The sequence below is a fragment of the Rahnella bruchi genome, assembly GCF_003614975.1.
Lineage (GTDB): Bacteria > Pseudomonadota > Gammaproteobacteria > Enterobacterales > Enterobacteriaceae > Rahnella > Rahnella bruchi.
In genome coordinates this window covers 197,674-222,504 of the sequence record NZ_QZWI01000001.1, presented here as the reverse complement: position 1 = coordinate 222,504, position 24,831 = coordinate 197,674, and the positions used below count along the sequence as shown (strand labels likewise).

General features: G+C 50.8%; 22 protein-coding genes and 1 other RNA gene. 14 read left to right on the top strand and 9 right to left on the bottom strand.

The genetic code is table 11. From position 1 onward, the window contains the following. Window positions 1-41 precede the first annotated feature (41 nt). The 11 genes from D5398_RS01035 (at window position 42) to lplA (ending at window position 10,867) form a co-directional block, all read left to right on the top strand. Window positions 42-593: a glutathione peroxidase gene (locus tag D5398_RS01035; RefSeq protein WP_120505974.1), complete on the top strand. Its 552-nt coding sequence runs from the start codon at window positions 42-44 to the stop codon at window positions 591-593. 19 nt (window positions 594-612) lie between these two features. Continuing rightward, complete coding sequence (gene btuD / locus D5398_RS01030) at window positions 613-1,368, top strand: vitamin B12 ABC transporter ATP-binding protein BtuD (RefSeq protein WP_120506650.1); 756 nt, start codon at window positions 613-615, stop codon at window positions 1,366-1,368. 352 nt (window positions 1,369-1,720) lie between these two features. After that, window positions 1,721-2,863, top strand: a complete 1,143-nt coding sequence (arnB, locus tag D5398_RS01025) for a UDP-4-amino-4-deoxy-L-arabinose aminotransferase (RefSeq protein ID WP_120505973.1) — start codon at window positions 1,721-1,723, stop codon at window positions 2,861-2,863. Further along, a complete protein-coding gene (gene arnC, locus D5398_RS01020; RefSeq protein ID WP_120505972.1) occupies window positions 2,863-3,843 on the top strand; it encodes an undecaprenyl-phosphate 4-deoxy-4-formamido-L-arabinose transferase in 981 nt (326 codons plus the stop codon). The genes arnB and arnC overlap by 1 nt, the downstream gene beginning before the upstream one ends. Continuing rightward, window positions 3,843-5,825 (top strand): bifunctional UDP-4-amino-4-deoxy-L-arabinose formyltransferase/UDP-glucuronic acid oxidase ArnA, encoded by a 1,983-nt coding sequence (arnA, locus tag D5398_RS01015; protein WP_120505971.1) that lies wholly within the window; start codon window positions 3,843-3,845, stop codon window positions 5,823-5,825. Before arnC ends, arnA begins: the two co-directional genes overlap by 1 nt. A gap of 13 nt (window positions 5,826-5,838) precedes the next feature. Then, window positions 5,839-6,738: a 4-deoxy-4-formamido-L-arabinose-phosphoundecaprenol deformylase gene (arnD, locus tag D5398_RS01010; RefSeq protein ID WP_120505970.1), complete on the top strand. Its 900-nt coding sequence runs from the start codon at window positions 5,839-5,841 to the stop codon at window positions 6,736-6,738. Then, complete coding sequence (arnT, locus tag D5398_RS01005; RefSeq protein ID WP_120505969.1) at window positions 6,738-8,408, top strand: lipid IV(A) 4-amino-4-deoxy-L-arabinosyltransferase; 1,671 nt, start codon at window positions 6,738-6,740, stop codon at window positions 8,406-8,408. The genes arnD and arnT overlap by 1 nt, the downstream gene beginning before the upstream one ends. Continuing rightward, complete coding sequence (gene arnE / locus D5398_RS01000; protein ID WP_120505968.1) at window positions 8,405-8,737, top strand: 4-amino-4-deoxy-L-arabinose-phosphoundecaprenol flippase subunit ArnE; 333 nt, start codon at window positions 8,405-8,407, stop codon at window positions 8,735-8,737. The genes arnT and arnE overlap by 4 nt, the downstream gene beginning before the upstream one ends. Further along, a complete protein-coding gene (arnF, locus tag D5398_RS00995; protein ID WP_120505967.1) occupies window positions 8,734-9,123 on the top strand; it encodes a 4-amino-4-deoxy-L-arabinose-phosphoundecaprenol flippase subunit ArnF in 390 nt (129 codons plus the stop codon). The genes arnE and arnF overlap by 4 nt, the downstream gene beginning before the upstream one ends. A 155-nt stretch (window positions 9,124-9,278) precedes the next feature. Beyond that, complete coding sequence (locus D5398_RS00990; protein ID WP_120505966.1) at window positions 9,279-9,758, top strand: NlpC/P60 family protein; 480 nt, start codon at window positions 9,279-9,281, stop codon at window positions 9,756-9,758. A 95-nt stretch (window positions 9,759-9,853) separates the two neighbouring features. Further along, a complete protein-coding gene (gene lplA / locus D5398_RS00985) occupies window positions 9,854-10,867 on the top strand; it encodes a lipoate--protein ligase (RefSeq protein ID WP_120505965.1) in 1,014 nt (337 codons plus the stop codon). Here the strand turns inward: lplA and D5398_RS00980 are convergent. Then, window positions 10,835-11,155, bottom strand: coding sequence for a hypothetical protein (locus D5398_RS00980; protein ID WP_120505964.1), 321 nt, complete (start codon window positions 11,153-11,155; stop codon window positions 10,835-10,837). The genes lplA and D5398_RS00980 overlap by 33 nt on opposite strands. Window positions 11,156-11,645: 490 nt before the next feature. On the opposite strand from D5398_RS00980, the gene D5398_RS00975 reads away from it, so the two are divergent. Both D5398_RS00975 and D5398_RS00970 read left to right on the top strand, forming a co-directional pair. Further along, complete coding sequence (locus tag D5398_RS00975; RefSeq protein WP_120505963.1) at window positions 11,646-12,374, top strand: EAL domain-containing protein; 729 nt, start codon at window positions 11,646-11,648, stop codon at window positions 12,372-12,374. A gap of 142 nt (window positions 12,375-12,516) precedes the next feature. After that, the gene (locus D5398_RS00970; protein WP_120505962.1) at window positions 12,517-13,971 is read left to right on the top strand and encodes a protein adenylyltransferase SelO; all 1,455 of its coding nucleotides are present in this window, start codon (window positions 12,517-12,519) and stop codon (window positions 13,969-13,971) included. 54 nt (window positions 13,972-14,025) lie between these two features. Here D5398_RS00970 and D5398_RS00965 read toward each other — a convergent pair whose 3' ends face one another. The 6 genes from D5398_RS00965 to ppsR all read right to left on the bottom strand — a co-directional run bounded on the left by D5398_RS00965 (window position 14,026) and on the right by ppsR (window position 20,014). Beyond that, window positions 14,026-14,814, bottom strand: a complete 789-nt coding sequence (locus D5398_RS00965) for a heme ABC transporter ATP-binding protein (protein WP_120505961.1) — start codon at window positions 14,812-14,814, stop codon at window positions 14,026-14,028. After that, on the bottom strand, window positions 14,807-15,835 hold the full coding sequence (locus D5398_RS00960; RefSeq protein WP_120505960.1) for a FecCD family ABC transporter permease: 1,029 nt from the start codon (window positions 15,833-15,835) through the stop codon (window positions 14,807-14,809). The genes D5398_RS00965 and D5398_RS00960 overlap by 8 nt, the downstream gene beginning before the upstream one ends. Then, the gene (locus D5398_RS00955; RefSeq protein ID WP_120505959.1) at window positions 15,832-16,662 is read right to left on the bottom strand and encodes a heme/hemin ABC transporter substrate-binding protein; all 831 of its coding nucleotides are present in this window, start codon (window positions 16,660-16,662) and stop codon (window positions 15,832-15,834) included. The genes D5398_RS00960 and D5398_RS00955 overlap by 4 nt, the downstream gene beginning before the upstream one ends. Beyond that, window positions 16,659-17,693: a hemin-degrading factor gene (locus D5398_RS00950; RefSeq protein ID WP_120505958.1), complete on the bottom strand. Its 1,035-nt coding sequence runs from the start codon at window positions 17,691-17,693 to the stop codon at window positions 16,659-16,661. The genes D5398_RS00955 and D5398_RS00950 overlap by 4 nt, the downstream gene beginning before the upstream one ends. A gap of 324 nt (window positions 17,694-18,017) precedes the next feature. Further along, window positions 18,018-19,064, bottom strand: a complete 1,047-nt coding sequence (locus D5398_RS00945) for a 3-deoxy-7-phosphoheptulonate synthase (RefSeq protein WP_120505957.1) — start codon at window positions 19,062-19,064, stop codon at window positions 18,018-18,020. 128 nt (window positions 19,065-19,192) lie between these two features. Then, window positions 19,193-20,014 (bottom strand): posphoenolpyruvate synthetase regulatory kinase/phosphorylase PpsR, encoded by an 822-nt coding sequence (gene ppsR, locus D5398_RS00940; protein ID WP_120505956.1) that lies wholly within the window; start codon window positions 20,012-20,014, stop codon window positions 19,193-19,195. Window positions 20,015-20,534: 520 nt separating this feature from the next. On the opposite strand from ppsR, the gene ppsA reads away from it, so the two are divergent. Then, window positions 20,535-22,910 carry a phosphoenolpyruvate synthase gene (ppsA, locus tag D5398_RS00935; protein WP_120505955.1) on the top strand — a complete coding sequence of 792 codons (2,376 nt, stop codon included), beginning with the start codon at window positions 20,535-20,537 and terminating at the stop codon, window positions 22,908-22,910. A gap of 178 nt (window positions 22,911-23,088) precedes the next feature. Here the strand turns inward: ppsA and rprA are convergent. Together rprA and ydiK are read right to left on the bottom strand one after the other, a co-directional pair. Then, an RNA gene (gene rprA, locus D5398_RS00930) (antisense sRNA RprA) lies at window positions 23,089-23,199 on the bottom strand. 199 nt (window positions 23,200-23,398) lie between these two features. Beyond that, entirely contained in the window at window positions 23,399-24,496 is a 1,098-nt protein-coding gene (gene ydiK, locus D5398_RS00925; RefSeq protein WP_120505954.1) for an AI-2E family transporter YdiK, read from the bottom strand. Window positions 24,497-24,831 lie beyond the last annotated feature (335 nt).

Sequence of the window (24,831 nt, the reverse complement as noted above, 5' to 3'; positions counted from 1 at the left end):
GCTCTCCCTTTACCTAACCTGCAACTATCAGGATAAAAACAATGAGTAATGACATTTTTGACATCTCCCTGAAAACCATTGATGGCGAAACCACAACGCTGGGTGCTTTTAAAGGTTCAGTATTGCTGGTCGTGAACGTGGCGTCACAATGTGGTCTGACTAAACAGTATGAAAGCCTGGAAAATATTTATCAGGCCTGGCATGACCAGGGATTTGAGGTTCTGGGATTCCCATGTAATGAGTTTGGCGCGCAGGAACCGGGCACTGAAGATGAAATTAAAACCTTCTGTACCACCAACTTTGGCGTGAAATTCCCTATGTTCAGCAAAATTAACGTGAATGGCGACAACCGTCATCCTCTGTATTCTGCGATGATTGCTGCCCGTCCTGCTGCGGTAAAACCGGAAGACAGCGCTTTCTACGAGCGTCTTGCGAGCAAAGGTCGTCAGCCTTTAAAACCCGATGATATTTTGTGGAACTTCGAAAAATTCCTTATCGGTCGTGACGGCACTGTAGTGCAACGATTTGCACCGGACATGACGCCGGAAGATCCTATCCTGATGGAAACGATTAAAGCCGCACTGGCGAAATAACACAGTCATGGAAGCACAGATGCTGGAATGTCGCGAAATTGCGGTTGAAGGCCGCCTTCAGGCGTTTAGTTCGCATATCGCGCCCGGAAGCCGGATACATCTTATCGGGCCGAACGGGGCAGGGAAGAGCACATTACTGAATCGGCTGGCAGGGATATCGGGCGGGAAAGGTGACGTCTTTATCGACGGACAAAGGCTGGCGGAGTTGCCGGGCCCGCGCCTGGCACGACTGCGCGCCTGGCTTTGCCAGCAACTGACACCGGCATCGCTGATGCCGGTATTCCAGTATCTGTCCCTGCATCAGCCAAAAAATTCCGACCCTGTTGTGCTGGAGCGCACGATTTCCCGTTTGTGCTCCGCTTTACATCTGAGCGATAAACTTGCCCGTCCGGTCACGCATCTTTCTGGTGGTGAATGGCAAAGGGTCAGGCTGGCCGCTGTCTTGCTCCAGGTATGGCCTGAAGTCAATCCGGACAGCCAGCTTTTATTTCTCGACGAACCGATGAACAGCCTGGACGTCGCGCAACAGCAGGCACTCGACCAGTTACTGACGGAGTTCTGTGCCGCTGGGCGTTCAGTGGTGATGAGTGATCATGATCTCAATCATACTCTGCATTATGCACATAACGTCTGGCTGATGTCGGCGGGTGAAGTTGTTAAGACGGGGAAATGTTCTGATGTTATGCAGGCCGAAACACTTTCTGCGGTTTATAAGGTGGCGTTTCAGGGATATAAACTGGCGGGGCGTCAGTGGATAATGGCCGCGATGACGTAACGCGAAACTTAATGAATAGCGGTGTAATTATTTTATTATCAGGTGTTAGGTTTATGACCGACCTGTCTGTTCATAAAAAGAACAGCGTTTCCAATATCTAAATAAAGTTCATTTTTTAGCATGCCCTGAAGATGAATTCAATGTATTGTTTTAAAAAGAGTTTTACCAATCACTTTTATTTATTTTCTTCTGGTTTAGTTTCTATTTAACTTCACAAAACTGGAAAATCCTTAAGGTTAAATTAAGATTAAACCGACATCATAAGATTCATAAATTCATGACAGTGTTTACCTGTTGTTAAATAAATACGGTCTAAAGTTGGCATCAATTAATTACCTTTCGGGATAGCGTAATGGAAAACTTTTTGCCTTTCTCACGTCCGTCTATGGGCGAAGAAGAGATAGCGGCTGTGGGACAGGTTTTGCGCTCAGGTTGGATCACTACCGGACCGCAAACAAATCAGCTGGAACAGGACTTCTCTTCGGCTTTCGGTTGTAAACATGCTATCGCAGTCAGTTCCGCAACCGGTGGCATGCATGTCACGTTGATGGCGCTGGGCATAGGTCCCGGCGATGAAGTCATTACCCCTTCTCAGACATGGGTTTCAACTATCAATATGATTGTTCTGCTGGGCGCAGAACCGGTCATGATCGACGTTGACCCCGATACCCTGATGGTAAGTGCACAAGCCATTGCTGCCGCCATCACGCCGAAAACTAAAGCGATTATTCCGGTGCATTACGCGGGCGCGCCTTTAGATCTTGACCCGATTTACGCAGTTGCTGATGAACACGGAATTCCGGTCGTGGAAGATGCTGCGCACGCGGCAGGCACCCGTTACCGCGACCGCTGGATTGGCGCGCAGGGAACGGCAATCTTTTCCTTCCACGCTATCAAAAATATGACCTGCGCCGAAGGTGGCCTGATTGCCACGGATGACGACGAACTGGCGAATCGGGTCCGCGCGTTGAAATTCCACGGTCTGGCCGTTGATGCATTTGATCGCCAGGTACTCGGGCGCAAACCGCAGGCTGAAGTTGTCGAGCCCGGTTTTAAATACAATTTGTCCGATATTCACGCTTCTATCGCAGTCGTTCAGCTTAAGCGCCTGCATGAAATGAATGCACGTCGTAGCGAACTGGCACAGCTTTATCTCGATAAATTACAGGGTTCACCTTATCTGCCAATGAATGTGCCGGCTTATCCGCACCTCCATGCCTGGCATTTATTCATGATCCGTGTGGATGAAGAGCGTTGCGGTATCAGCCGTGATGCGCTGATGGAACGCCTGAAAGAGCAGGGAATCGGAACCGGTTTGCATTTCCGCGCAGCCCATACTCAAAAATATTACCGTGAACGCTATCCGCACCTGAGTCTGCCAAATAGTGAATGGAACTCGGCACGTTTGTGCAGCCTGCCGCTGTTTCCTGATATGCAGGACAGCGATGTGGACCGTGTTGTCGCGGCTCTTTTTTCCCTTCTGGAGGCGCAGTAGTGGCGCAATACGAACCCATTCGTAAAGTCTCGGTAGTTATCCCGGTCTACAACGAAGAAGAAAGCTTGCCGGCGTTGTTATCACGTACGCAGGCAGCCTGTAAGCAATTAACTCAACAATACGAAATCATTCTGGTGGATGACGGCAGTTCTGACAGCTCCGGTGACATGCTCACTGCTGCTGCGGAACAACCGGACAGCCATGTTATTGCTGTTTTGCTCAACCGCAACTACGGCCAGCATTCGGCCATTATGGCTGGTTTCAGCCATGTGACCGGTGATCTGGTTATTACGCTTGATGCTGACCTGCAAAACCCGCCGGAAGAAATCCCGCGTCTGGTCGCCACCGCCGATGAAGGCTATGACGTTGTCGGTACCGTGCGCGCGAACCGCCGCGATTCCTGGTTCCGTAAATCTGCATCGAAAATGATCAACATGATGATCCAGCGCGCCACCGGCAAATCGATGGGTGATTACGGTTGCATGTTGCGTGCTTACCGTCGCCACATTATCGAAGCCATGCTGCATTGCCATGAGCGCAGCACCTTTATCCCGATTCTGGCGAACACCTTTGCACGCAAAACGATTGAGATCCCAGTTCAGCACTCAGAGCGCGAATTCGGTGATTCTAAATACAGCCTGATGAAACTCATCAACCTGATGTATGACCTGATCACCTGCCTGACGACGACGCCACTGAGAATGCTCAGCGTGGTGGGCAGTGCGATCGCCATCTTCGGTTTTGTGCTGGCGGTATTTCTGATTTTGATGCGCCTTATCAACGGTCCTGCCTGGGCTGCGGATGGCGTATTTACGTTATTTGCATTGTTATTCATGTTTATCGGTGCGCAGTTTGTTGGCATGGGGTTACTCGGTGAATACATCGGGCGTATCTACAATGATGTCCGTGCGCGTCCCCGTTATTTCGTTCAAAAAGTCGTCGGCGTTCGTTCCGAAGATAACAGTCAGGAAGAAGAGTGATGAAAGCGATTGTATTTGCCTACCATGATATAGGTTGTGTTGGTTTACAGGCTCTGGTTGACGCAGGTTATGATGTTCAGGCGGTCTTTACGCATACTGATGCCCCTAATGAAAACCAGTTCTTTTCATCTGTAGCCCGTCAGGGCGCTGAACTGAATCTGCCGGTTTATGCACCGGAAGATGTTAACCATCCATTGTGGGTCGACCGCATCCGTGCTTTGCAGCCTGATGTTATTTTCTCTTTCTACTATCGTAACATGCTGAGCGAAGAGATTTTATCTCTGGCGCCACGCGGCGGTTTCAACCTGCACGGTTCATTGCTGCCACGCTACCGTGGTCGCGCACCGGTTAACTGGGCGCTGCTGAATGGCGAAACTGAAACCGGCGTTACTTTGCATAAAATGGTTAAACGCCCGGATGCGGGTGATATCGTGGGTCAGCGTAAAGTGGCTATTACCGCTGATGACACCGCGCTCAAACTGCACGCTAAAGTCCGTGATGCCGCTAAAGCGCTTCTGACCGATGTTCTGCCAGAAATGAAAGCCGGTAAAATTACCCTGACACCACAAGACGAATCGCAGGCCACTTACTTTGGCCGTCGCACCGCTGCGGACGGCGAAATTCACTGGCACAAAACTGCCACTGAAATTAATAACCTGATCCGTGCTGTGACCGAACCTTATCCGGGGGCTTTCTCTTATCTGGGTCAGCGTAAACTGACTATCTGGCGCGCACGTCCGCTGGATACCCGGCATGACAAACAACCGGGTACCGTGCTTTCTTCTGATCCACTGACCATCGCCTGTGGCGAAGGCGCACTGGAGATCCTGGCGGGACAAAGTGAAAACGGCCTGTATGTTCAGGGTTCACGTCTGGCGCTGGAACTGGGCATCATGCCGGACATGCGCGTGTCGACGCTGCCAACGGCTGTCATGAAACGTCGTACCCGCGTGCTTATTCTGGGTGTGAACGGTTTCATTGGTAACCACCTCAGCGAACGTCTGCTGCGTGAAGACCGTTACGAAATTTATGGTCTGGATATCAGCTCTGATGCGGTCAGCCGCTTCATGGATAACCCGCATTTCCACTTCGTTGAAGGCGATATCAGCATCCATTCCGAGTGGATCGAATATCACATCAAAAAATGTGACGTCGTTCTGCCATTGGTGGCCATCGCAACGCCAATTGAATACACCCGCAATCCGCTGCGCGTATTTGAACTGGATTTCGAAGAAAACCTGAAAATCGTTCGCGACTGTGTGAAATACAAAAAACGTATCATCTTCCCGTCAACGTCTGAAGTTTACGGTATGTGTGATGACAAAGAATTCGATGAAGATCATTCCCGTCTGATCGTCGGCCCGATCAACAAGCAGCGCTGGATTTATTCTGTTTCTAAACAGCTGCTCGACCGTGTTATCTGGGCGTATGGTGCGAAAGAAGGACTGAAATTTACGCTGTTCCGTCCGTTTAACTGGATGGGACCACGTCTGGATAACCTGGATGCGGCGCGTATCGGTTCTTCCCGTGCGATCACTCAGCTGATCCTGAATCTGGTTGAAGGTTCACCGATCAAACTGGTTGACGGCGGCGAACAGAAACGTTGCTTCACTGACATCAACGACGGCATCGAAGCGTTGTTCCGCATCATCGAGAACCGCGACAACCTGTGTGATGGGCAGATTATCAATATCGGTAACCCTACGAACGAAGCGAGCATCCGCCAGCTGGCAGAAATGTTGCTGAGCAGCTTTGAAGCTCACCCGCTTCGCGCCCAGTTCCCGCCGTTTGCCGGTTTCAATCTGGTTGAAAGCAGCACTTACTACGGTAAGGGTTATCAGGACGTTGAGCACCGCACGCCGAGCATCAAAAATGCCCGTCGTCTGCTTGACTGGAAACCTGAAATTGGCATGGATAAAACTGTCGCCGAGACGCTGGATTTCTTCCTGCGTTCTGTAAATCCTGACGCTGACAAAGCCTGATACGGTGCCAGACATGAAGAAAGTGGGTCTGCGCATTGATGTGGATACCTGGAGCGGCACCCGAGAGGGTGTCCCTCAGCTTCTGCAAACTCTTGCAAAACATAAAATTACCGCCAGTTTCTTCTTCAGCGTTGGCCCGGATAACATGGGGCGCCACTTGTGGCGCCTGCTTAAACCGCGCTTTCTGTGGAAAATGCTGCGCTCTAATGCTGCTTCTCTTTACGGCTGGGATATCTTGCTGGCGGGTACCGCCTGGCCGGGTAAACCTATCGCGCGTGATCTCGGTTATCTGATGAAAGAAACCGCGAAACGTGGTCACGAAGTCGGATTGCACGCCTGGGATCATCAGGGCTGGCAGGCAAAAGTCGGTAAATGGTCAGATAAACAGCTGGAAGAACAAATCCGGCTGGGGCTGGATGCGCTGGAAAAGAGCCTGGGACATGATGTCGAATGTTCGGCGGTGGCGGGATGGCGTGCAGATGAGCGCGTCATAGAAGTGAAAGAGCGTTTTCATTTCTATTACAACAGCGATTGCCGCGGAACCCGTCCTTTCCTGCCGGTGCTGGAAAATGGAACCCTGGGAACCGTGCAAATTCCGGTGACGCTGCCGACTTACGATGAAGTGGCGGGCGGTGAAATTACGGCGGATAACTTCAACGATTTTATTCTTGATGCTATCGCCAAAGATACCGGTGTGCCGGTTTATACCATCCACGCGGAAGTTGAAGGGATGTCGCTGGCAACGCAATTTGACGAGTTACTGACTCGCGCTGCTGCGCAGGGGATCAAGTTTTGCGCGCTGGGCGATTTGCTGCCGCAAGATCTCAGTACGTTGCCAAAAGGCAAAGTGGTTCGCGCCAGTTTCCCAGGCCGGGAAGGCTGGTTAGGCTGTCAGCAAGAAGGTTTTTCCTGATGTCGAAAACAATTAAAAGCGTATGGAGCACCTTGATCCTGGTGTTCTTTGCGCTCGTTTACCTTGTTCCTCTTAATACCCGCCTGTTATGGCAACCCGATGAAACCCGTTATGCCGAAATCAGCCGCGAAATGCTTCAGCGTGGCGACTGGGTTGTGCCTCATCTTCTCGGATTGCGTTATTTTGAAAAACCGGTGGCAGGTTACTGGTTCAACAATATCAGCCAGATGATTTTTGGTGAAAGCAACTTTGCGGTGCGTTTTGGTTCCGTCTTCAGCACTATGCTGAGCGCCATTCTGGTGTTCTGGCTGGCAAATCTGATGTGGCGTAATCGCCAGACCGCTTACATCGCTGTGCTTATCTACCTTTCCACTTCTCTGGTGTTCAGTATCGGCACTTACAGCGTTCTGGACCCGATGATCACCCTTTGGATGACCGCCGCTATGGTGGCGACCTGGTTCTGCCTGCGGGTTTCGCGGACACCGCAGAAAGCCATGAGCTGGATAGCTCTGGGACTGGCCTGCGGTATGGGCTTTATGACCAAAGGTTTTCTGGCGCTGGCGCTGCCGGTGATTGCGGTTCTGCCGATTGTCTGGCGGGAAAAACGCTTCAGAACCCTGTTTGGCTGGGGGCCGCTTGCGGTTCTGAGCGCGGTGGTACTGAGTTTGCCGTGGGTGCTGGCAATTGCGCGACATGAACCTGATTTCTGGAATTACTTCTTCTGGGTCGAACATATTCAGCGGTTCGCTGAATCGGATGCACAACATAAAGCGCCGTTCTGGTTCTATCTGCCCGTGCTGTGTCTGGGCGCTCTGCCATGGCTCGGTTTGCTGCCGGGCGCATTGCGTGAAGGCTGGAAGAAACGGGTTATGCGCCCGGAGCTGTTCTTCCTGCTGAGCTGGGCGATTATGCCGCTGATCTTCTTCACCATCGCCAAAGGTAAACTGCCGACCTATATTCTGCCGTGCTTTGCGCCGATTGCGTTGCTGATGGCTGATCATCTCGAACAAATCCGCCAGTCAGGTAAATTGCGCGCGCTGAAAGCGAATGGCGTCATCAACATCATCTTTGGTGTTCTGATGGCGGTCGCTGTACTGGTGATATCCGGCATTCTGCCGTTCCACGTTAAGGCCGTCTTTACCCGTACGGAATTACCGCGCGCTCTGATCGGTATTCTTTGTTTTGCCGTATGGGCGCTGGCAGGGGCGATGTCTCTGACCGACGTGAAAAAACGCTGGTACTGGGGCGCTGTCTGCCCGCTGGTGCTGGCGCTTTTAGTCGGACAAGCCATTCCGCAGAAAATTATCGATTCCAAACAACCTCAGGTCTTTTTAGAGCAGCACTTCGACCTGTTGCAGGACAGTCGTTTTATTCTGGCAGATAACGTCGGAGTGGCCACCGCCGTGGCATGGTCACTGAAGCGCAGTGATATTCTGATGTTTGATGAAAAAGGCGAGCTGCAATACGGATTAAGTTATCCTGATGCCAAAGATAACTTTATTGATGCAGCAGGCTTCCCGGCATGGCTGCAGAAAGCCCGTCAGGAAGGTAATGTCTCGGTGATACTCAGGCTTGACCGCAATGCGCAAATAAAATCAACCATGCCTGTGGCTGACCAAACTGTGAAGTTTGATCGTCAGGCGATACTGTTCTACAAAAAACTGCCATGACCGGATTCCTTCTGGTTCTGGCGGTCAGTGTGATTACCTGTGCCGGTCAGCTTTGTCAGAAGCAGGCCGCACAGGTGTCCGCTGACGGAATGGCGCGCGTACTGCGCTGGCTGGGACTGGCGGTGCTGCTGTTAGGTATCGCCATGTTGCTGTGGCTGCGGGTATTACAGTTGTTGCCACTGAGTCTGGCGTATCCGATGCTCAGTCTGAATTTCGTGCTGATCACCTTATGTGCCCGCTGGTTTTTCCATGAATACGTCGACGGACGCCACTGGTGCGGCGTCGCGTTAATCATGTCTGGGATTGCACTGATGAGTGTCAGCTTATGAAAGGCTATCTGTGGGGCGCAGCCAGTGTGCTGCTGGTGACAACCGCGCAACTTCTGATGAAATGGGGGATGGTGCAGCTCCCGTGGATTGCTCTGTCTGCCATCGATACCTCGTTTATTCTTAGCCATTTATATGCGCTGATTGCCGTGTTATTGGGTTTGTGCGGATACGTATTATCTATGGGCTGCTGGTTTTTTGCCTTACGGCATCTGCCGCTCAACCGCGCTTATACCTTACTGAGTCTGAGCTATGCGCTGGTATATATCGCGGCGGTAACCTTGCCCTGGTTCAATGAAAGCATCAGCTTAACCAAAACGATGGGCGGGTTACTTATCCTGTCTGGTGTGTGGTTGATTCACAGTAAACCTGTCAAAAAGCCCGAATAAATTTATTCTGAAACGATAAAAATCATCATAAAAGATTGGATGACGGATAAAATAGCGCTAAATTCTATTAGTTCTTAGATAACGGCGACTTATCCGGCCCGCGCAAACCTTCGTGTTCCGGTGATGCCGTGACGCTATTGAGGAAGGAATGCACTATGCGCTGGTCGTCCGTATCCATGTATTCCCTGCTGGCTGTTGCCGCGTTAATTCTTAACGGTTGCAGCAGCCACGCTCCACCGCCAAGCGGCCGGTTTGCTGATTCAATTACCGTTGTTGCCGAGCTTAATGATCAGCTCAGTCAATGGCACGGTGCGCCTTATCGCTATGGCGGCTTACAACCCAGCGGCGTCGATTGTTCCGGTTTTGTCTTCCGCACTTATCGCGATCGTTTTGGTGTGGTATTACCAAGAACAACGGTCGATCAGACGAAAATCGGCACGAAAGTTTCCCGTGATGAACTGCTTCCTGGCGATCTGGTGTTCTTTAAAACCGGCAGCGGAGAGAACGGTTTGCACGTCGGAATTTACGATACTGCCGATCAGTTTATTCACGCCTCGACCAGTCAGGGCGTCACGCGTTCTTCGCTCGATAACGTCTACTGGCGCAAAGTGTACTGGCAGGCTCGTCGTATCTGATACGGCATAAAACCCATTCCCCCCGATTTCACTGCGTATTTCATCCTGTTTTTTGCTGGTATTATCAGAGCAGACTCATTCAGGATGAATATGCGATGAAACCACTCAGACTATTACTTTCCGATTCTTATGATCCCTGGTTTAACCTGGCCGTAGAAGATTGCATCTTCCGCGAAATGACGACTCAGCGGGTTTTATTCCTCTGGCGTAATGCAGAAACCGTGGTGATCGGGCAGGCGCAAAATCCCTGGAAAGAATGTAATACCCGAAGAATGGAAGAGGACGGTATCCGGCTGGCGCGTCGCAGCAGCGGCGGCGGCGCGGTGTTTCATGATCTGGGAAATACCTGCTTTACGTTCATGGCCGGCAAACCGGAATATGACAAAAGTGTCTCAACCAACATTATCCTCAATGCGTTAAAACGCTTAAACATCGAAGCCAGCGCTTCCGGTCGCAACGATCTGGTGGTTCAGACCACAGAAGGGGAGCGGAAAATCTCCGGATCAGCGTATCGTGAAACGGCTGACCGTGGTTTTCATCACGGAACTTTGCTGCTCAATGCCGACCTGAGCCGTCTGGCAAACTACCTCAATCCTGACATCAAAAAACTACAGGCGAAGGGAATTACGTCAGTGCGTTCAAGGGTGGCAAATCTCAGTGAATTTGTGCCAGACATCAATCATGAGCAGATTTGCGAAGCCGTGACTGCCGCTTTCTTTAACTGGTTCGGTGCGAGTGTGGAACCGGAAATTATCTCACCAGACGTTTTCCCTGATATTCCGGGTTTCCCGGAACGATTTGCTAAACAAAGCAGCTGGGAATGGAATTTTGGCAAAGCACCGGCTTTCAGCCATCTGCTGAACGAACGTTTTGTCTGGGGTGGGGTGGATATCCACTTTGACATAGAAAAAGGCAGCATCAGCCGCGCGCAGGTTTTCACTGACAGCCTGAATCCAACCCCTTTACTGGCCTTAGCCGATGCACTTGTTGGTACGCGCTACCATGCGCAGGATGTCGGACTCACGTGCCAGGAAATCATCGGTCAATATCCGGAAATGCGGGCAGAACTGACCGAACTACAATCCTGGCTGGTGCGTTGTATTCAGTAGGGATGAGTCCCGGAGATAGCCTTTCTTTCGCTGTCTCCGGTAAGAATTTAGCCATGCGTTATGGACGACAACGAATGGCAGCGCGCGTCCCGCCGCCTGCTCACTCAGTGCATCATCGATATACTTCCCAACCGTTTCCAGGCGGGGAACGGAGGTAAACCAAAGCTCCCATAATTCGCCGTCGGCAGCGGCTTCGGCCAGTGCATCCGCATGGTCGTGACGTAAAGGGTGCAAACTGATAGTACTGCTTTCCAGAACCGCTTCTTTTAACCATAACGTCACTGACATTTTCTAATAACCCCAGCTTTATTATTTGTTTAGAGGAGATGAAACGTTCGGAGTGAGTGCCTTATATGCCGCAGTACGCCTTGCGCGATATCTCATAAGACACTATAACCATTAACTAAAATATTTGAAGATGCCTCCGTTAAGACGTTAGCGCAAATTGTGACCGTTAATTTGTCTGAATATGTCTGACAGCGCTGACACTGCACGTTGCGTGTTTTCATTGCTGACGATAAGATTAGTCTGAAACCCCTGTAATGACAGATATATCCCTCAATCAGAAGGTGAGAAAGGGGAATCACATCTTGCAACGTATTATTTTGCAGTCATCAGCACCGTTGTCGCCGCAAACTGGCAACCGGACTGGCTCTTTCTTGATATCAATTTCTCTAACGTTTCGGTTACGCCTCGGGGCTCCGGCATTTTTATGATTTGATTGATAGTCAAAAAGTTTATTAATCAATTCGCAGTGCCGTTGATGTTTTGGATAAAAATGAAAATACAATTCGATACGGCCTTTAACAGTAGCTATCTGTGTCAGCCGGTCTACACCACTGAAGGGAAATTGCTTGCCGTAGAATTAATTTGCCGTTTTTCAAGCGCAGACAGCAAGCTGGTTATGCCCACAGAACTGGTGTTGAACCTGTTATCACCCCAGCAGTTATTGCGTTTTCTCAGTGAACAGCAAGCCTGGGCGAATGAACACGCCCAATGGTTTCACGACAATCAGGTTATCTTGAATATCAGTGTTGAAGAAAAACAGGTGGCTTTATTGCTTGGGGATGAAAAGATCCGTGAGGCTTTTAAAGCGCATCCTTTTATTCATCTCAACCTGAGCGAATCCTTTCCACAGCTTTCTCAGGGAAGGAACAACGTGCAACTGGTCGCACTCAAGCAACATTTTACCTTGTGGCTGGAAAACTTTGGCTCGGGGAATATTACGATGGCGCCGGTTTTCGACCATCTGTTCCAGTGGGTTAAACTGGATAAAAACCTCTTCTGGCAACTTTATGACGGCGAGCATTTTACTATCGTGATGCCGTCATTAATCCGCAATGTTAACCGTTTTTGCCGCAATATTGTGGTCGACGGACTGGACAGTCAGGAGTATTTCGATGCACTGCGTAAAAAGGATGTACAAGGTGTAAAAGGCTTGTTGTGGCCTGGCGTTGACCCCGCTGAGCTGGACCGCTTGCTCAACCGGCCTGCTCAATTTCATTAATCGTCACTGTCGTCGTGATATTCAGGATCCCGGTCAGTACCTGCTGTACCGGGATTTTTTATGGTGACCGCCCATAATCTCCCTGCATTTACTCAGTGTTAATCGGGACGGAGCAGACCTACACTAAAGAAAAGGGGGATTTATGCCACAATTCGAACACCATTATGCAGACCAATTGCCCGGATTTTACACCGCGCTGCAACCGACGCCACTCAAAGGTGCGCGCCTGCTTTATCATAGCGAGTCGCTGGCGCAGGAGCTGGGGCTGGATGAATCTCTTTTCGGCGCAGATCACCGTGAATACTGGTGCGGCGAGAAATTTTTCCCGGGCATGCTGCCCGTGGCACAGGTCTACAGCGGGCATCAGTTTGGTGTATGGGCCGGTCAGCTGGGTGACGGTCGGGGAATTCTTCTCGGTGAACAGGTTTTGCCCGGCGGAAAACGCGTTGACTGGCATCTGAAAGGGGCTGGACTGACACCTTATTCACGCATGGGCGATGGTCGTGCAGTATTACGGTCCGTCGTGCGTGAGTTTCTGGCATCAGAAGCGCTGCATCATTTATCGATCCCTACCACCCGCGCTTTGACGATTGCCACCAGCGATGAGCCTGTTTTTCGTGAACAGCCGGAGCGCGGCGCGATGCTTATTCGCGTGGCCGAAAGCCATATTCGTTTCGGACATTTCGAACACTTCTATTATCGTAAGCAGCCCGAACAGGTGAAGCAATTAGCCGATTATGTCATTGCTCACCATTGGCCTGAATTGCTGGAAAGTGAACCGGTAGAATCATTACGTTATCAGCGCTGGTTTACTGAAGTTGTTGCGCGAACCGCCAGTCTGATGGCGCAATGGCAAAGTGTCGGATTCGCCCACGGCGTGATGAATACGGACAATATGTCTATTCTCGGGCTGACCATCGATTACGGCCCGTTCGGGTTTCTGGATGACTATCAGCCGGGTTACATCTGCAATCATTCTGATCATCAGGGACGTTACAGCTATGATAATCAGCCCGCCGTTGCGTACTGGAATTTGCATCGGCTGGCGCAGACGCTGTCCGGCCTGATGACCACCGAACAACTGCAAAGTGCTCTGGATGAGTATGAACCGGCGCTGATGAAGGCTTACGGTACGCTGATGCGCGGAAAGCTGGGCTTCTTTACCGAGAACAAACAGGACAACGACCTGCTGACCGGTCTGCTGAGTCTGATGGCGAAAGAAGGCAGGGATTTCACCCAAACCTTCCGGTTATTAAGTCAGACCGAACAGCAACAGGCCACTTCCCCGCTGCGGGATGAATTTATTGATCGTGCGGCTTTCGACAGCTGGTATCAGGCTTATCGCCAGCGCCTGCTGACCGAAGAAGTTGCCGACGCGACGCGCCAGGATGCGATGAAACAGCGTAATCCGAGAGTCATTTTGAGGAATTATCTTGCGCAGCAGGCCATTGAACGCGCCGAAAAAGATGACATCAGTGCGCTGACCCAGCTGCATCAGGCGTTGCGTGATCCCTACAGCGACGCGCCGCAGTATGATGCAATGGCGGCGCTCCCGCCGGACTGGGGAAAGCATCTGGAAATATCCTGTTCAAGCTGACAAAAAAGCCACAAAGCAAACTGCCTTGTGGCTTTTTCATTTATTCACCGCGTTTTACTGGCGCAGAAAAACCTGAGGCAACGCGGTATCCGGATGCGGGCAGACGTTTAAATCGGCCTGATACCAGCGACTCAGCGTTTCTTCACTCAGTACCTGAGCCGGAGTCCCGCTGGCAACCACTTTCCCGCTGTGCAGCAAAATAATGCGGTCGGCATACAGCGCGGCTAGATTCAGGTCATGTAAAACACAACACACTGCCAGCGGTGTCTGTTGCGTGAGCTGACGTAACAGACGCAGCGCATGTTGCTGATGATACAAATCGAGCGCAGAAGTCGGTTCATCGAGAAACAGCCATCGCGGGGCGGGCTCAGGTTGCCAGAGTTGGATTAATACCCGTGCAAGCTGGACGCGTTGTTGTTCTCCGCCGGATAACTGGCGGTAGTCACGCTCAGCCAGATTCAGGCAGCCTGTCTGCGCCATCACCTCTGCCAGCGCGAGCTGCATATTTTGCTGACCGTGCGGTGAACGCCCGAGGGCCAGCACTTCACGAACACTAAATCCGAAAGCCAGCGTACTGTTCTGGCGCATTACCGCACGTGTGCGTGCCAGTTCTTGTGGCTGCCAGTCGTTCAGCAGCTTGCCCATCATCGAACATTGCCCGGAATCCGGGGCAAGATAACCGGTTAACATGCGCATCAGTGTTGATTTACCTGCGCCGTTTGGCCCGATCAGTGCCACCATTTCGCCACTTGCCAGACTGAGCGACACATCATCGATCAGCCGGCGACCACTGACAGAATACGTCAGGTTTTCTGCCATCATGGATGAGGAAAAATCAGACATTGCGTGGCACTCCAGGGCGCAGGATCAGCCAGAGAAAATACGGGCCGCCAAGTAAACTGGTCAGTAAACCCACCGGCATTTCTGCCGGGGCGACCAGCGTGCGGGCCAGCGTATCCGCCAGCAATAACAGACAGGCTCCGGCCATGGCTGAACCCGGCAGCAGCCAGCGGTGGTCGGCACCAACACGCATACGTAAAAGGTGTGGGATCACCAGCCCGATAAAGCCGATAACACCTGATACTGCCACCGCAGCGCCCACCAGCAACGCACTCAGCAGCAACAACTGCAACTGGGTACGACGGACATTCACGCCCAGATAATGGGCATCTTCTTCACCCAGTTGCAGAATATTCAGACGCCGCGCCATGAACAGCGCCGCAATACAGGCTGGCAGGATCAGCGAAGACGCGACGGCCAGTGTCGGCCATTGTGCCTGACCCAGACTGCCCATGCTCCACAGCGAAAACTGGCGCAATTGCTGGTCATCACTGACATAAGTCAGGACACCCACGGCAGCGCCACACAACGCATTAATGGCGATCCCTGCCAACAGCAGACGTGATAATCCGCCATGCCCGAAACGGCTCAGGGTAAACACAATGGCTGAAATTGCGAGACTGCCGATAAAGGCGCTGATCATATGACTGTAAAGTGCCAGAAGCGGCGGCAGGGCGAGGGGCATAACAATAGTCAGCGCGACGGCCAGCGCCGCACCGCTGCTGATACCAAGCAAACCGGGATCCGCAAGAGGGTTACGAAATAATCCCTGCATCACGGCGCCGGAAGTTGCCAGCGCACAGCCGACCACGACAGCCAGTAAAACGCGTGGCAGACGGATGGTCAGCCAGACTTGCCAGAGACCATCATTAAAAGGACGAGAAAGCAGCGTTCTGAGGGACAACGCCATCGCACCGGTATTGGCTGCCAGAATTGCCAGAACCAGCAGAGCACCGCCGAGTACGATCAGCGCCCAAAGCGGCGAGCGGCGTCGAGATGGCACCGGAGGGCTCATGCTGCTCATTTCGCTTGTTCCGCCGCCTGACGAAGTTGAGCCATTACCGCCGGAGTTTGCAGGCCAAAGCCCAGCAGTGACATATCATCCAGCACTAAAACGCGTTTGTTTTTACCGGCAGGCGTCATGGCTACTCCCGGTAATTTCCATACCTGATCCAGCCCGCCCAGCGTTTTGACACCGTCTGCGGTCAGCAGAAGAATATCCGGCGCACGGGCAATCACGCCTTCCTGAGAAAGCGGGCGGTAACGACTGAATCCCTGCATAGCGTTTTTGGCGCCAACGGAAGTTATCATCGCATCTGCTGCCGTATTTTGCCCCGCTGCCATAGAAGACATGCCGCCGTGGCTCATCACAAACAGCATTTTTACGGGCAACTCGTCGTGGCGAATAGTTGAAAGCTGTGAACGATAAGTAGCAATCAGTTTTTCGCCTTCAGCCTGACGGTTCAGGGCACCGGCGATAACTTCGATTTTTTCAGGAACGGTATTGATCGAAGGCGTACCCGGCACACGAACGACCTTTACGCCATTTTGCGCAAGCTGTTGTAATACCAGTGAGGGTTCTGCCAGTTCGCTGCTTAGTACCATTGAAGGATGCATAGATAAAATGCCTTCGGTATTCAGCTGGCGCATATAACCGACATCCGGCAGCGCCAGTACAGCTTTCGGGCGCAGACTTGTGCTGTCGCGGGCTACCAGTTCATTGCCTGCCCCAAGGGCATAAACAATTTCGGTCACATCACCGCCGATACTGACCAGTTTTTCAGCGGCATGTACCAGCGGTGCTGCCAGTAATGTGCTGGCAGCGAGCAGGACTTTCAGGGTGAGATTCATGCTGCAACGCCTTCACTGCTGAGCTGAGCCAGCTGCTCGCGCCATTGAGTCTGCTCTGGTGTGCCTTCGGTACGCTGTCCGTAAAGCTGCGCAATCTGAGTCCCGTCGGCAGCAAACAATTCCAGGCTGGTGACGAAACCGTCTTTGGTCGGCTTACGGGTGATCCAGCTTTGTGCGATGGCGCTTTCCACCAGATGCAGCGTGAAACGTTCATTGAATACGTTGATCCACTCACCGTGCGGCATGACTTTTTCGATCTTACCGGTAAATATTTGCACACAGCCACGGTTACCAACAAAAATCATAATTTCGTTTTGGTCGTCTTTAGCGATGTTAAGCAAACGGGTTAGGGAACCATTTTCCACGCGCCATGCAAGATCATCACCGACCGCTTCAAAGGCCTGCTGACGGGTAATATCATGACGTTTCAGTAACTGGAAAAACTGATGAACGTCGGTCATTGCGCGCCAGTCTGCATCGATTGTAATGGTGTCAGCAGCTTTCACTGCCGGAGCCGTTGACGCAGCTTCAATTTGCAGTGGCGGATTGATATCGCTTTTATACTGCGCAATCAGCGCGTTCCAGGCCACAATATCGGTTTCATCGGTGTTGTAGACTTTATGCACCGCATCGCCGTGCGCATCAAAAAACTGAATGCTGTGGCGAACGCCGCGCGGCGTGGTCTCGGACATACTGAAAATATGCTGCCAGTGTTGCAGGAACAGGCGTAAATCCAGTGCGCGCGGATTCAGAATCAGACCAGCATGACCATTCAGATGCTGATTCTCATAGCGACCTTGCTGCTCGTGTACCGCAAAGTCGTTACGGGTAATTGATTTTGTGCCGCCGACATTTTCCAGAGCCGCCAGTAAGGTGCGGGCATCCACATCCAGTCGTGCGGCATCATGGGAAACGCGTAATGCGGTTAATTCCGCCTCGCTGATACCCAAAATCGCCGCCAGATCGCGAGCATATTTACTTGGGTTAGCTTCTTTAGCCTGTAAATAATCCTGATAGTGAACTGAATGCATTGCTGTCTCCTCGTTAGCCTAAGTCACCCGCTATCTGACGGGTTAAAACTCGCGATATTATGTGAATGATTTGTAATGATATTTTAGATAGAATCTCGTAAATTCATATATGGTAATAGGAATTAATATCAATTTGATAATCATTATCAAATCATTACAACAACACATCAAGAAAATTTTGTTGATGGAATGTAATTTTTGCACGATATCCCTTTAATTTAAGAGGGATAGAGAGAGATTTTGTAAAGGCAATCGCAGGTGTTCAGGGGAGGCAGGGAACAGCAGGTATAAAAAAGGGCAACGTCGTTGCCCTTGAAAAAGTTATCAAAACCGGCTGTCAGTGGCCTCAGCCAACATCGACAACAAGGTTTCAGTATCTTCCCAGTTAAGGCAAGGGTCAGTCACTGACTTGCCGTAAACTAACGGCTTACCCGGATGTATCGCCTGTGTACCCTCTACCAGGAAACTTTCAGCCATAATACCGGCAATAGCCGTTGAGCCGCTGCGGATCTGCTGGCAAATGTCTTCTGCCACCTCCAGTTGACGACGGTGCTGCTTCTGACAGTTACCGTGGCTGAAATCGACCACCAGACGCTGAGGCAAATCAAACTCAGCCAGGTTCTGGCAAGCCTGCTCCAGATCTTCTGCATGATAGTTTGGCTTTTTACCGCCACGCATGATCACGTGACCATAAGGGTTGCCTGAAGTGCGGTAAATCGTCATCTGACCGGTTTTGTCCGGTGACAGGAACATATGGCTGGTGCGTGAGGAACGTATGGCATCAATGGCGATACGTGTATTGCCATCTGTACCATTTTTAAAGCCAACCGGGCATGACAGGGCCGATGCCATTTCACGGTGGATCTGACTTTCCGTGGTTCGTGCGCCAATCGCGCCCCAGCTGATCAGGTCAGCGATATACTGGCCGATCACCATATCCAGGAATTCGGTAGCAGTCGGAATGCCAAGCTCATTAACGGCAAGCAGGACTTTGCGCGCCAGCTCAATACCGTCATTCACGCGGCAAGAACCGTCCAGCTCAGGATCCGAGATCAAGCCTTTCCAGCCGACAACCGTACGGGGTTTCTCAAAATACGTACGCATCACGATTTCAAGACGGTCCTGATATTTGTCACGTAATACACGCAGCTTGCCCGCGTAATCAATCGCCGCTTCAATATCGTGGATAGAGCAGGGGCCGACAACAACCAGCAAGCGCTGATCTTCGCCGCTGACAATTTTTTCAATCCGTTTACGTGATTCCATCACGTGTTGTGCGACCGACGGGGAAATTGGCAATTTGTCTGCCAAGGCCTGAGGCGTAATCAGGCTGTCGATGCGCGTCGTACGCAGTTCATCTGTTTGTGACATGGTGTTCTCGAAAATTTGTTTCTTCTCTGCGGCAGGAATACCGGGAAGTGATGGCGATCACAATAACCCAAAAACAGATGAATTCAACCACTGTCCGCAGGATATGCCACCCAAATCAGTAAAAGGATTCAGAACATACGGCGACTCATGCCGAAGCTGTCCATAATCTTCGCTGATATCTCTTCAACGGAATAATTCGTACTGTTGAGATAGCGGATTTTGTTCTTGCGAAATAGCGCTTCCACTTCCGAAACTTCCATCCTGCACTGGCGCAAAGACGCATATCGGCTGTTTTCTACGCGCTCCTGACGGATGGCTGTCAGACGTTCCGGATCAATCGTCAGACCGAACAGTTTATGCATATGCGGTTTCAGTGCCGCTGGCAGCTGGATGTTATCCATATCGTCAGCAGTAAAAGGGTAGTTAGCGGCGCGGATACCGAACTGAAGCGCCAGATAGAGGCTGGTGGGGGTTTTACCGCAGCGCGAGACGCCCAGTAAAATCACTTGCGCCTGATCAAGATTACGCAGGGAAATACCATCGTCGTGCGCTAGCGTGTAATCAATGGCGGCAATACGTGCATCATATTTGGTGATGTTGCTGGCCGTCAGACCGTGTGTCCGGTTAGCAATGGGAGTGGGATCGACACCCAGCTCATTTTGCAGAGGTGCCACCAGTGACTGAACAATATCCTGGCAAAAACCTTCGCTGGCCTTAATGATGTCGCGGATGTTGGGGGAAATAATCGAGTAAAACACCAGCGGACGGGCACCTGTTTTTTCAAAGATTTCGTTAATCTGCTTGCAGACAGTTCTCGCACGGTCCTCACTTTCCACAAAAGGTAACGAGTAAGTAGTCGCGTTGACCGGAAATTGAGAAAGCACCGCATGGCCCAAAACCTCTGCCGTGATAGCCGTACCATCGGAAATGTAAAACACGCATCTGTCCACAAACGACTCCTGAATTAAATCACTTCATTTTATTTATTCGTGCCGATGTCTCGCGGCTTATTAAGTAATAACCAGAATTGAAGGAAATAAAAAGGGTAATTTCCTGGCAACCACAACTTATCGTCATTGCTGCGAGATAGTGCGCAAAATCGCTGTAATAAATGAAATGGCATTTTAAATTTCTCGCGATTCATCGCAGGTTTCTGATTTGCTTCAGCACGGCTTCAGCAGCTCTGTTAGCATGAATCATTGATCGGGGGGTGAGATAACTTCTTCATGATTCATAAGGAATAATACTCATTTCCCGTCAGTAACAAAAATCCGGCGTCTGGAATTTTCCTAAACAAAAATAGTTTGATTTGCTGGATCGATTCACCTGTCCATCTCTTATGGATCATTATGCTAGTCTCAAAATGAAAGCGTTGTTTAATGACACAAAAAGTGTTGCAGGCAGCGGTGGAATAACCGGTTTTACACTCCTGTTGACTATTACTGTAAATAAATAAGAAAGGATTGTTTCATGGCTCATCCCGATCCCGATTTACGCAATGTTATCTGGTACAACCAACTGGGTATGAACGACGTTGATAAAGTCGGGGGCAAGAACGCATCCCTCGGAGAAATGATCACTAATTTGTCTGACCTGGGTGTTTCCGTTCCAAATGGTTTTGCAACGACGTCTCAGGCATTTAATGATTTTCTCGATCAGAGCGGCGTAAACCACCGTATCCATGAACTGCTGGATCAAACGGATGTGGACGACATCGCACAACTGACCAAAGCGGGCACGCAAATTCGTCAGTGGATCATTGATACGCCATTCCAGCCAGAACTTGAGCAGGCTATTCGCGAGGCTTATCAGCAGCTTTCTGAAGGCGAGCCGGATGCCTCTTTCGCTGTACGTTCATCGGCCACAGCCGAAGATATGCCCGATGCGTCTTTCGCCGGGCAGCAGGAAACCTTCCTGAACGTTCAGGGATTTGACTCAGTAATGACGGCTGTGAAACATGTTTATGCCTCCCTCTTTAACGACCGTGCGATTTCTTATCGTGTGCACCAGGGCTACGACCACCGTGGGGTGGCATTATCTGCCGGTGTTCAGCGTATGGTGCGCTCTGACCTCGCCGCAGCTGGCGTGATGTTTACCATTGATACTGAATCGGGTTTCGATCAGGTGGTCTTTATCACTTCTGCATACGGCCTGGGTGAAATGGTGGTGCAGGGGGCAGTGAACCCCGACGAGTTCTATGTGCATAAGCCGACGCTTGAGAAGAAAAAACCTTCGATTGTTCGTCGCACCATGGGCTCAAAGAAAATCCGCATGGTTTATGCACCCAGCCAGGAACACGGTAAGCAAGTTCAGATTGAAGATGTGCCTTCAGAGCTGAGCACCCGATTCTCCCTGACCGACGATGAAGTGCAGGCGCTGGCGCGTCAGGCTTTGTTAATCGAAAAACATTATGGCCGTCCGATGGATATCGAATGGGCTAAAGATGGTCATAACGGCAAACTTTATATTGTGCAGGCGCGTCCTGAGACCGTGCGTTCAAACGGTCAGGTGATGGAACGTTACCAGCTCAATGGCAGTAGCAAAGTGCTGGTAGAAGGGCGTGCAATTGGTCATCGCATCGGTGCTGGACCCGTTAAGATCATCCACGACATCAGCGAAATGCATCACGTTAAAGCAGGTGATGTTCTCGTGACAGATATGACGGATCCCGATTGGGAGCCGATCATGAAAAAGGCCTCGGCCATCGTCACTAACCGCGGAGGCCGCACCTGCCACGCCGCGATTATCGCCCGCGAACTGGGCATTCCTGCTGTTGTCGGTTGCGGAGATGCTACGGAGAAACTCACTGAAAATCAGAAAGTCACGGTTTCCTGTTCAGAAGGCGATACCGGGTATGTGTATCAGGATGAGCTGGATTTCACCGTACAAAGTTCTGAAATCGATGAGCTGCCAGAATTACCGCTGAAAATAATGATGAATATCGGCAATCCCGACCGTGCCTTTGATTTTGCCTGTCTGCCGAATGAAGGTGTCGGGCTGGCGCGTCTGGAATTTATCATCAACCGTATGATTGGCGTCCATCCTAAAGCCTTGCTGGAGTTTGATCAGCAATCGCCTGAACTTCAGGAAGAAATCAGCAAGCTGATTCAGGGCTACGACAGTCCGCGTGAATACTATGTCGCGCGTCTGACAGAAGGGATTGCGACACTAGGTGCGGCATTCTGGCCAAAACGCGTCATCGTGCGTTTGTCTGATTTCAAATCAAACGAATATGCCAATCTGGTCGGCGGCGAGAAGTATGAACCGCATGAAGAAAACCCGATGCTCGGCTTTCGTGGTGCTGGTCGGTATGTCTCAGATAGCTTCCGTGATTGTTTTGCACTGGAGTGCGAAGCAATGAAGCGCGTGCGAAATGATATGGATCTCACTAACGTTGAAGTAATGATACCGTTTGTGCGTACCGTGGCTCAGGCTGAAGCCGTCGTAGCTGAACTGGCTAATCAGGGACTTAAGCGCGGCGAAAACGGGCTTAAAGTCATCATGATGTGTGAAATACCGTCCAATGCTTTACTGGCGGATCAGTTCCTCGAACACTTTGATGGTTTCTCGATTGGTTCGAATGATATGACTCAGCTTGCTCTGGGGTTGGATCGCGATTCTGGAGTGGTTTCAGAACTCTTTGACGAGAGAAATGAAGCCGTCAAGGCACTCCTTTCAATGGCAATCAGAGCAGCGAAAAAACAGGGGAAATATGTCGGTATTTGCGGGCAGGGGCCTTCTGATCATCAGGACTTTGCGCAATGGCTGATGGATGAGGGAATCGACAGTCTGTCGCTGAATCCGGATACGGTTGTCCAAACCTGGCTGGCATTAGCGGAAAAGTAAGCCGATTCCTAAAGTTATTCCTAACGCATTAAAGTAAAGGCTGTCACTCGCGGGTGATGGCCTTTTATTTTGGCAAAAATCGGAGGCGAATAATTATACCGGAGAGGGTTAAGAAAAAAACGGAGGTTTTTGTCGGGTACTTGTACCGGCAATAATTAAAAAACCCAGGACAATAAATAAAAAAAAAAGCCCGTCATAGGAGACAGGCAAAGACTACACACAGCAATTTGGGGTATACCGGCTCAGGGGAAAGCCTGTATATATATCAGTGGGTTGAAATCCGAACTGTTAATAATACTAAGTTTCTCCAGGTATTTAGTCTGTAAGAATTCTCCTAATAGGGTTTATTCTCATACTAATTAAGGAGGGCAGTTATTGAGGGCAGGCCAGCTGCTGAAAAATGAGGAGATATGAGAAGGGAATAAAAAACGGCGCTGCCACATTCAATTTCATGTGCAGCGCCGTCGGCGTGTTACTTAATGACGATATTATTCATCCAGTGCTTTCAGAGCTTCTTCAGGATCCATCTCCGGCTCTGGAGCTTCATGTACCCAGAGAGAAATCAGGCGATAGGATACGGCCAGTACGACCGGCCCGATGAACAACCCGATCATACCGAAGGCGAACAACCCGCCAATAACACCAGACAAAATCAGCAGCATAGGCAAATCCGCACCCATGCGGATCAGAACCGGACGCAGTACGTTATCAAGTGACCCGACCACGCAGCTCCAGACCAGAAGCACGGTGCCCCAGGTATTGTCGCCAGACCAGTAGAGCCAGATAATTGCCGGGATCAGTATCAGTAACGGGCCTATTTGTGCGACGCAGCAAACGAACATTATTACGGTGAGGACCGTGGCATAAGGGATGCCCGCAATCGCCAGTCCGATACCACCAAGAATTGACTGCACAATGGCTGTTACGACCACGCCTAAAGCTACAGCACGGATAGCTTGCCCGGCGAGAATAACGGCGGCGTCACCGCGTTCTGCGGCCAGACGAATGGCGAAGTGGCGGATCCCCAGAGCAACCTGTTCACCACGGCTGTACAGTAAGGCGCTGAATAACAGCATCAGCGAACAATGGACAATAAACCGACCCAGATGGCCTGCCTGGGTAACAAACCACGCAGCTGTTTGTCCTACATAGGGCTGAACTTTACTCATCAGCGCATTACCACCGCCATTAATCAGCGCGTGCCAGCCGGTATAAAGCTTATGACCCACCAGCGGAATGGAGTTGAGCCAGTGGAAATCAGGCATATGCAAAGAGGAAGGGTGGCTGGCAATTTCAACCAGTGGCGCACCATTTTCAATAGCGCTGCTCACCAGCATCGCAATAGGTAAAACGAACAATAGGATCAGCAGCAAAGTCATGATGATGACGGCAAGAAACCGGCGTCCCCAAAGAATGCGTTGCAGCTTTATCATCAGCGGCCATGTCGCGATAACCACCATGCCTGCCCAGACAAACCCAAGGATAAAGGGCTGAACGATCCAGATACTGGCGATGGTCATCAGTGCAATAAACAGCACCCCAAACATAATCTGGGGTAAATCGTAACGTTTAATTGGGAGATTCATTCATGTTTCTCAATGTGGTAAACGAATTAAGGCACGAACCCTGTGCCTCCATACCTTGTATTTCAAACCCGGGACTTTCAAAATCCTGAGTATTCAAAATTCATAGTCTTCAAAATCCAGAGTGTTCAAAATCCATGCAATCTGAATTAAGCATGGAACATCCGGCTGCTTTTGGATAGCTCGCCGCAAGATTAGTTGCAACGCGGTTTGTTGATACGTGCTTTTTGCGATTCATTATGAAAGTAATGCAACAAAGGGCAACCAGACTGAGCGCGGAAAAACGAAGTATGTTAGTTTTTATTCTGGGTAATTAACAGGTGGATCTGCAAGGCAGA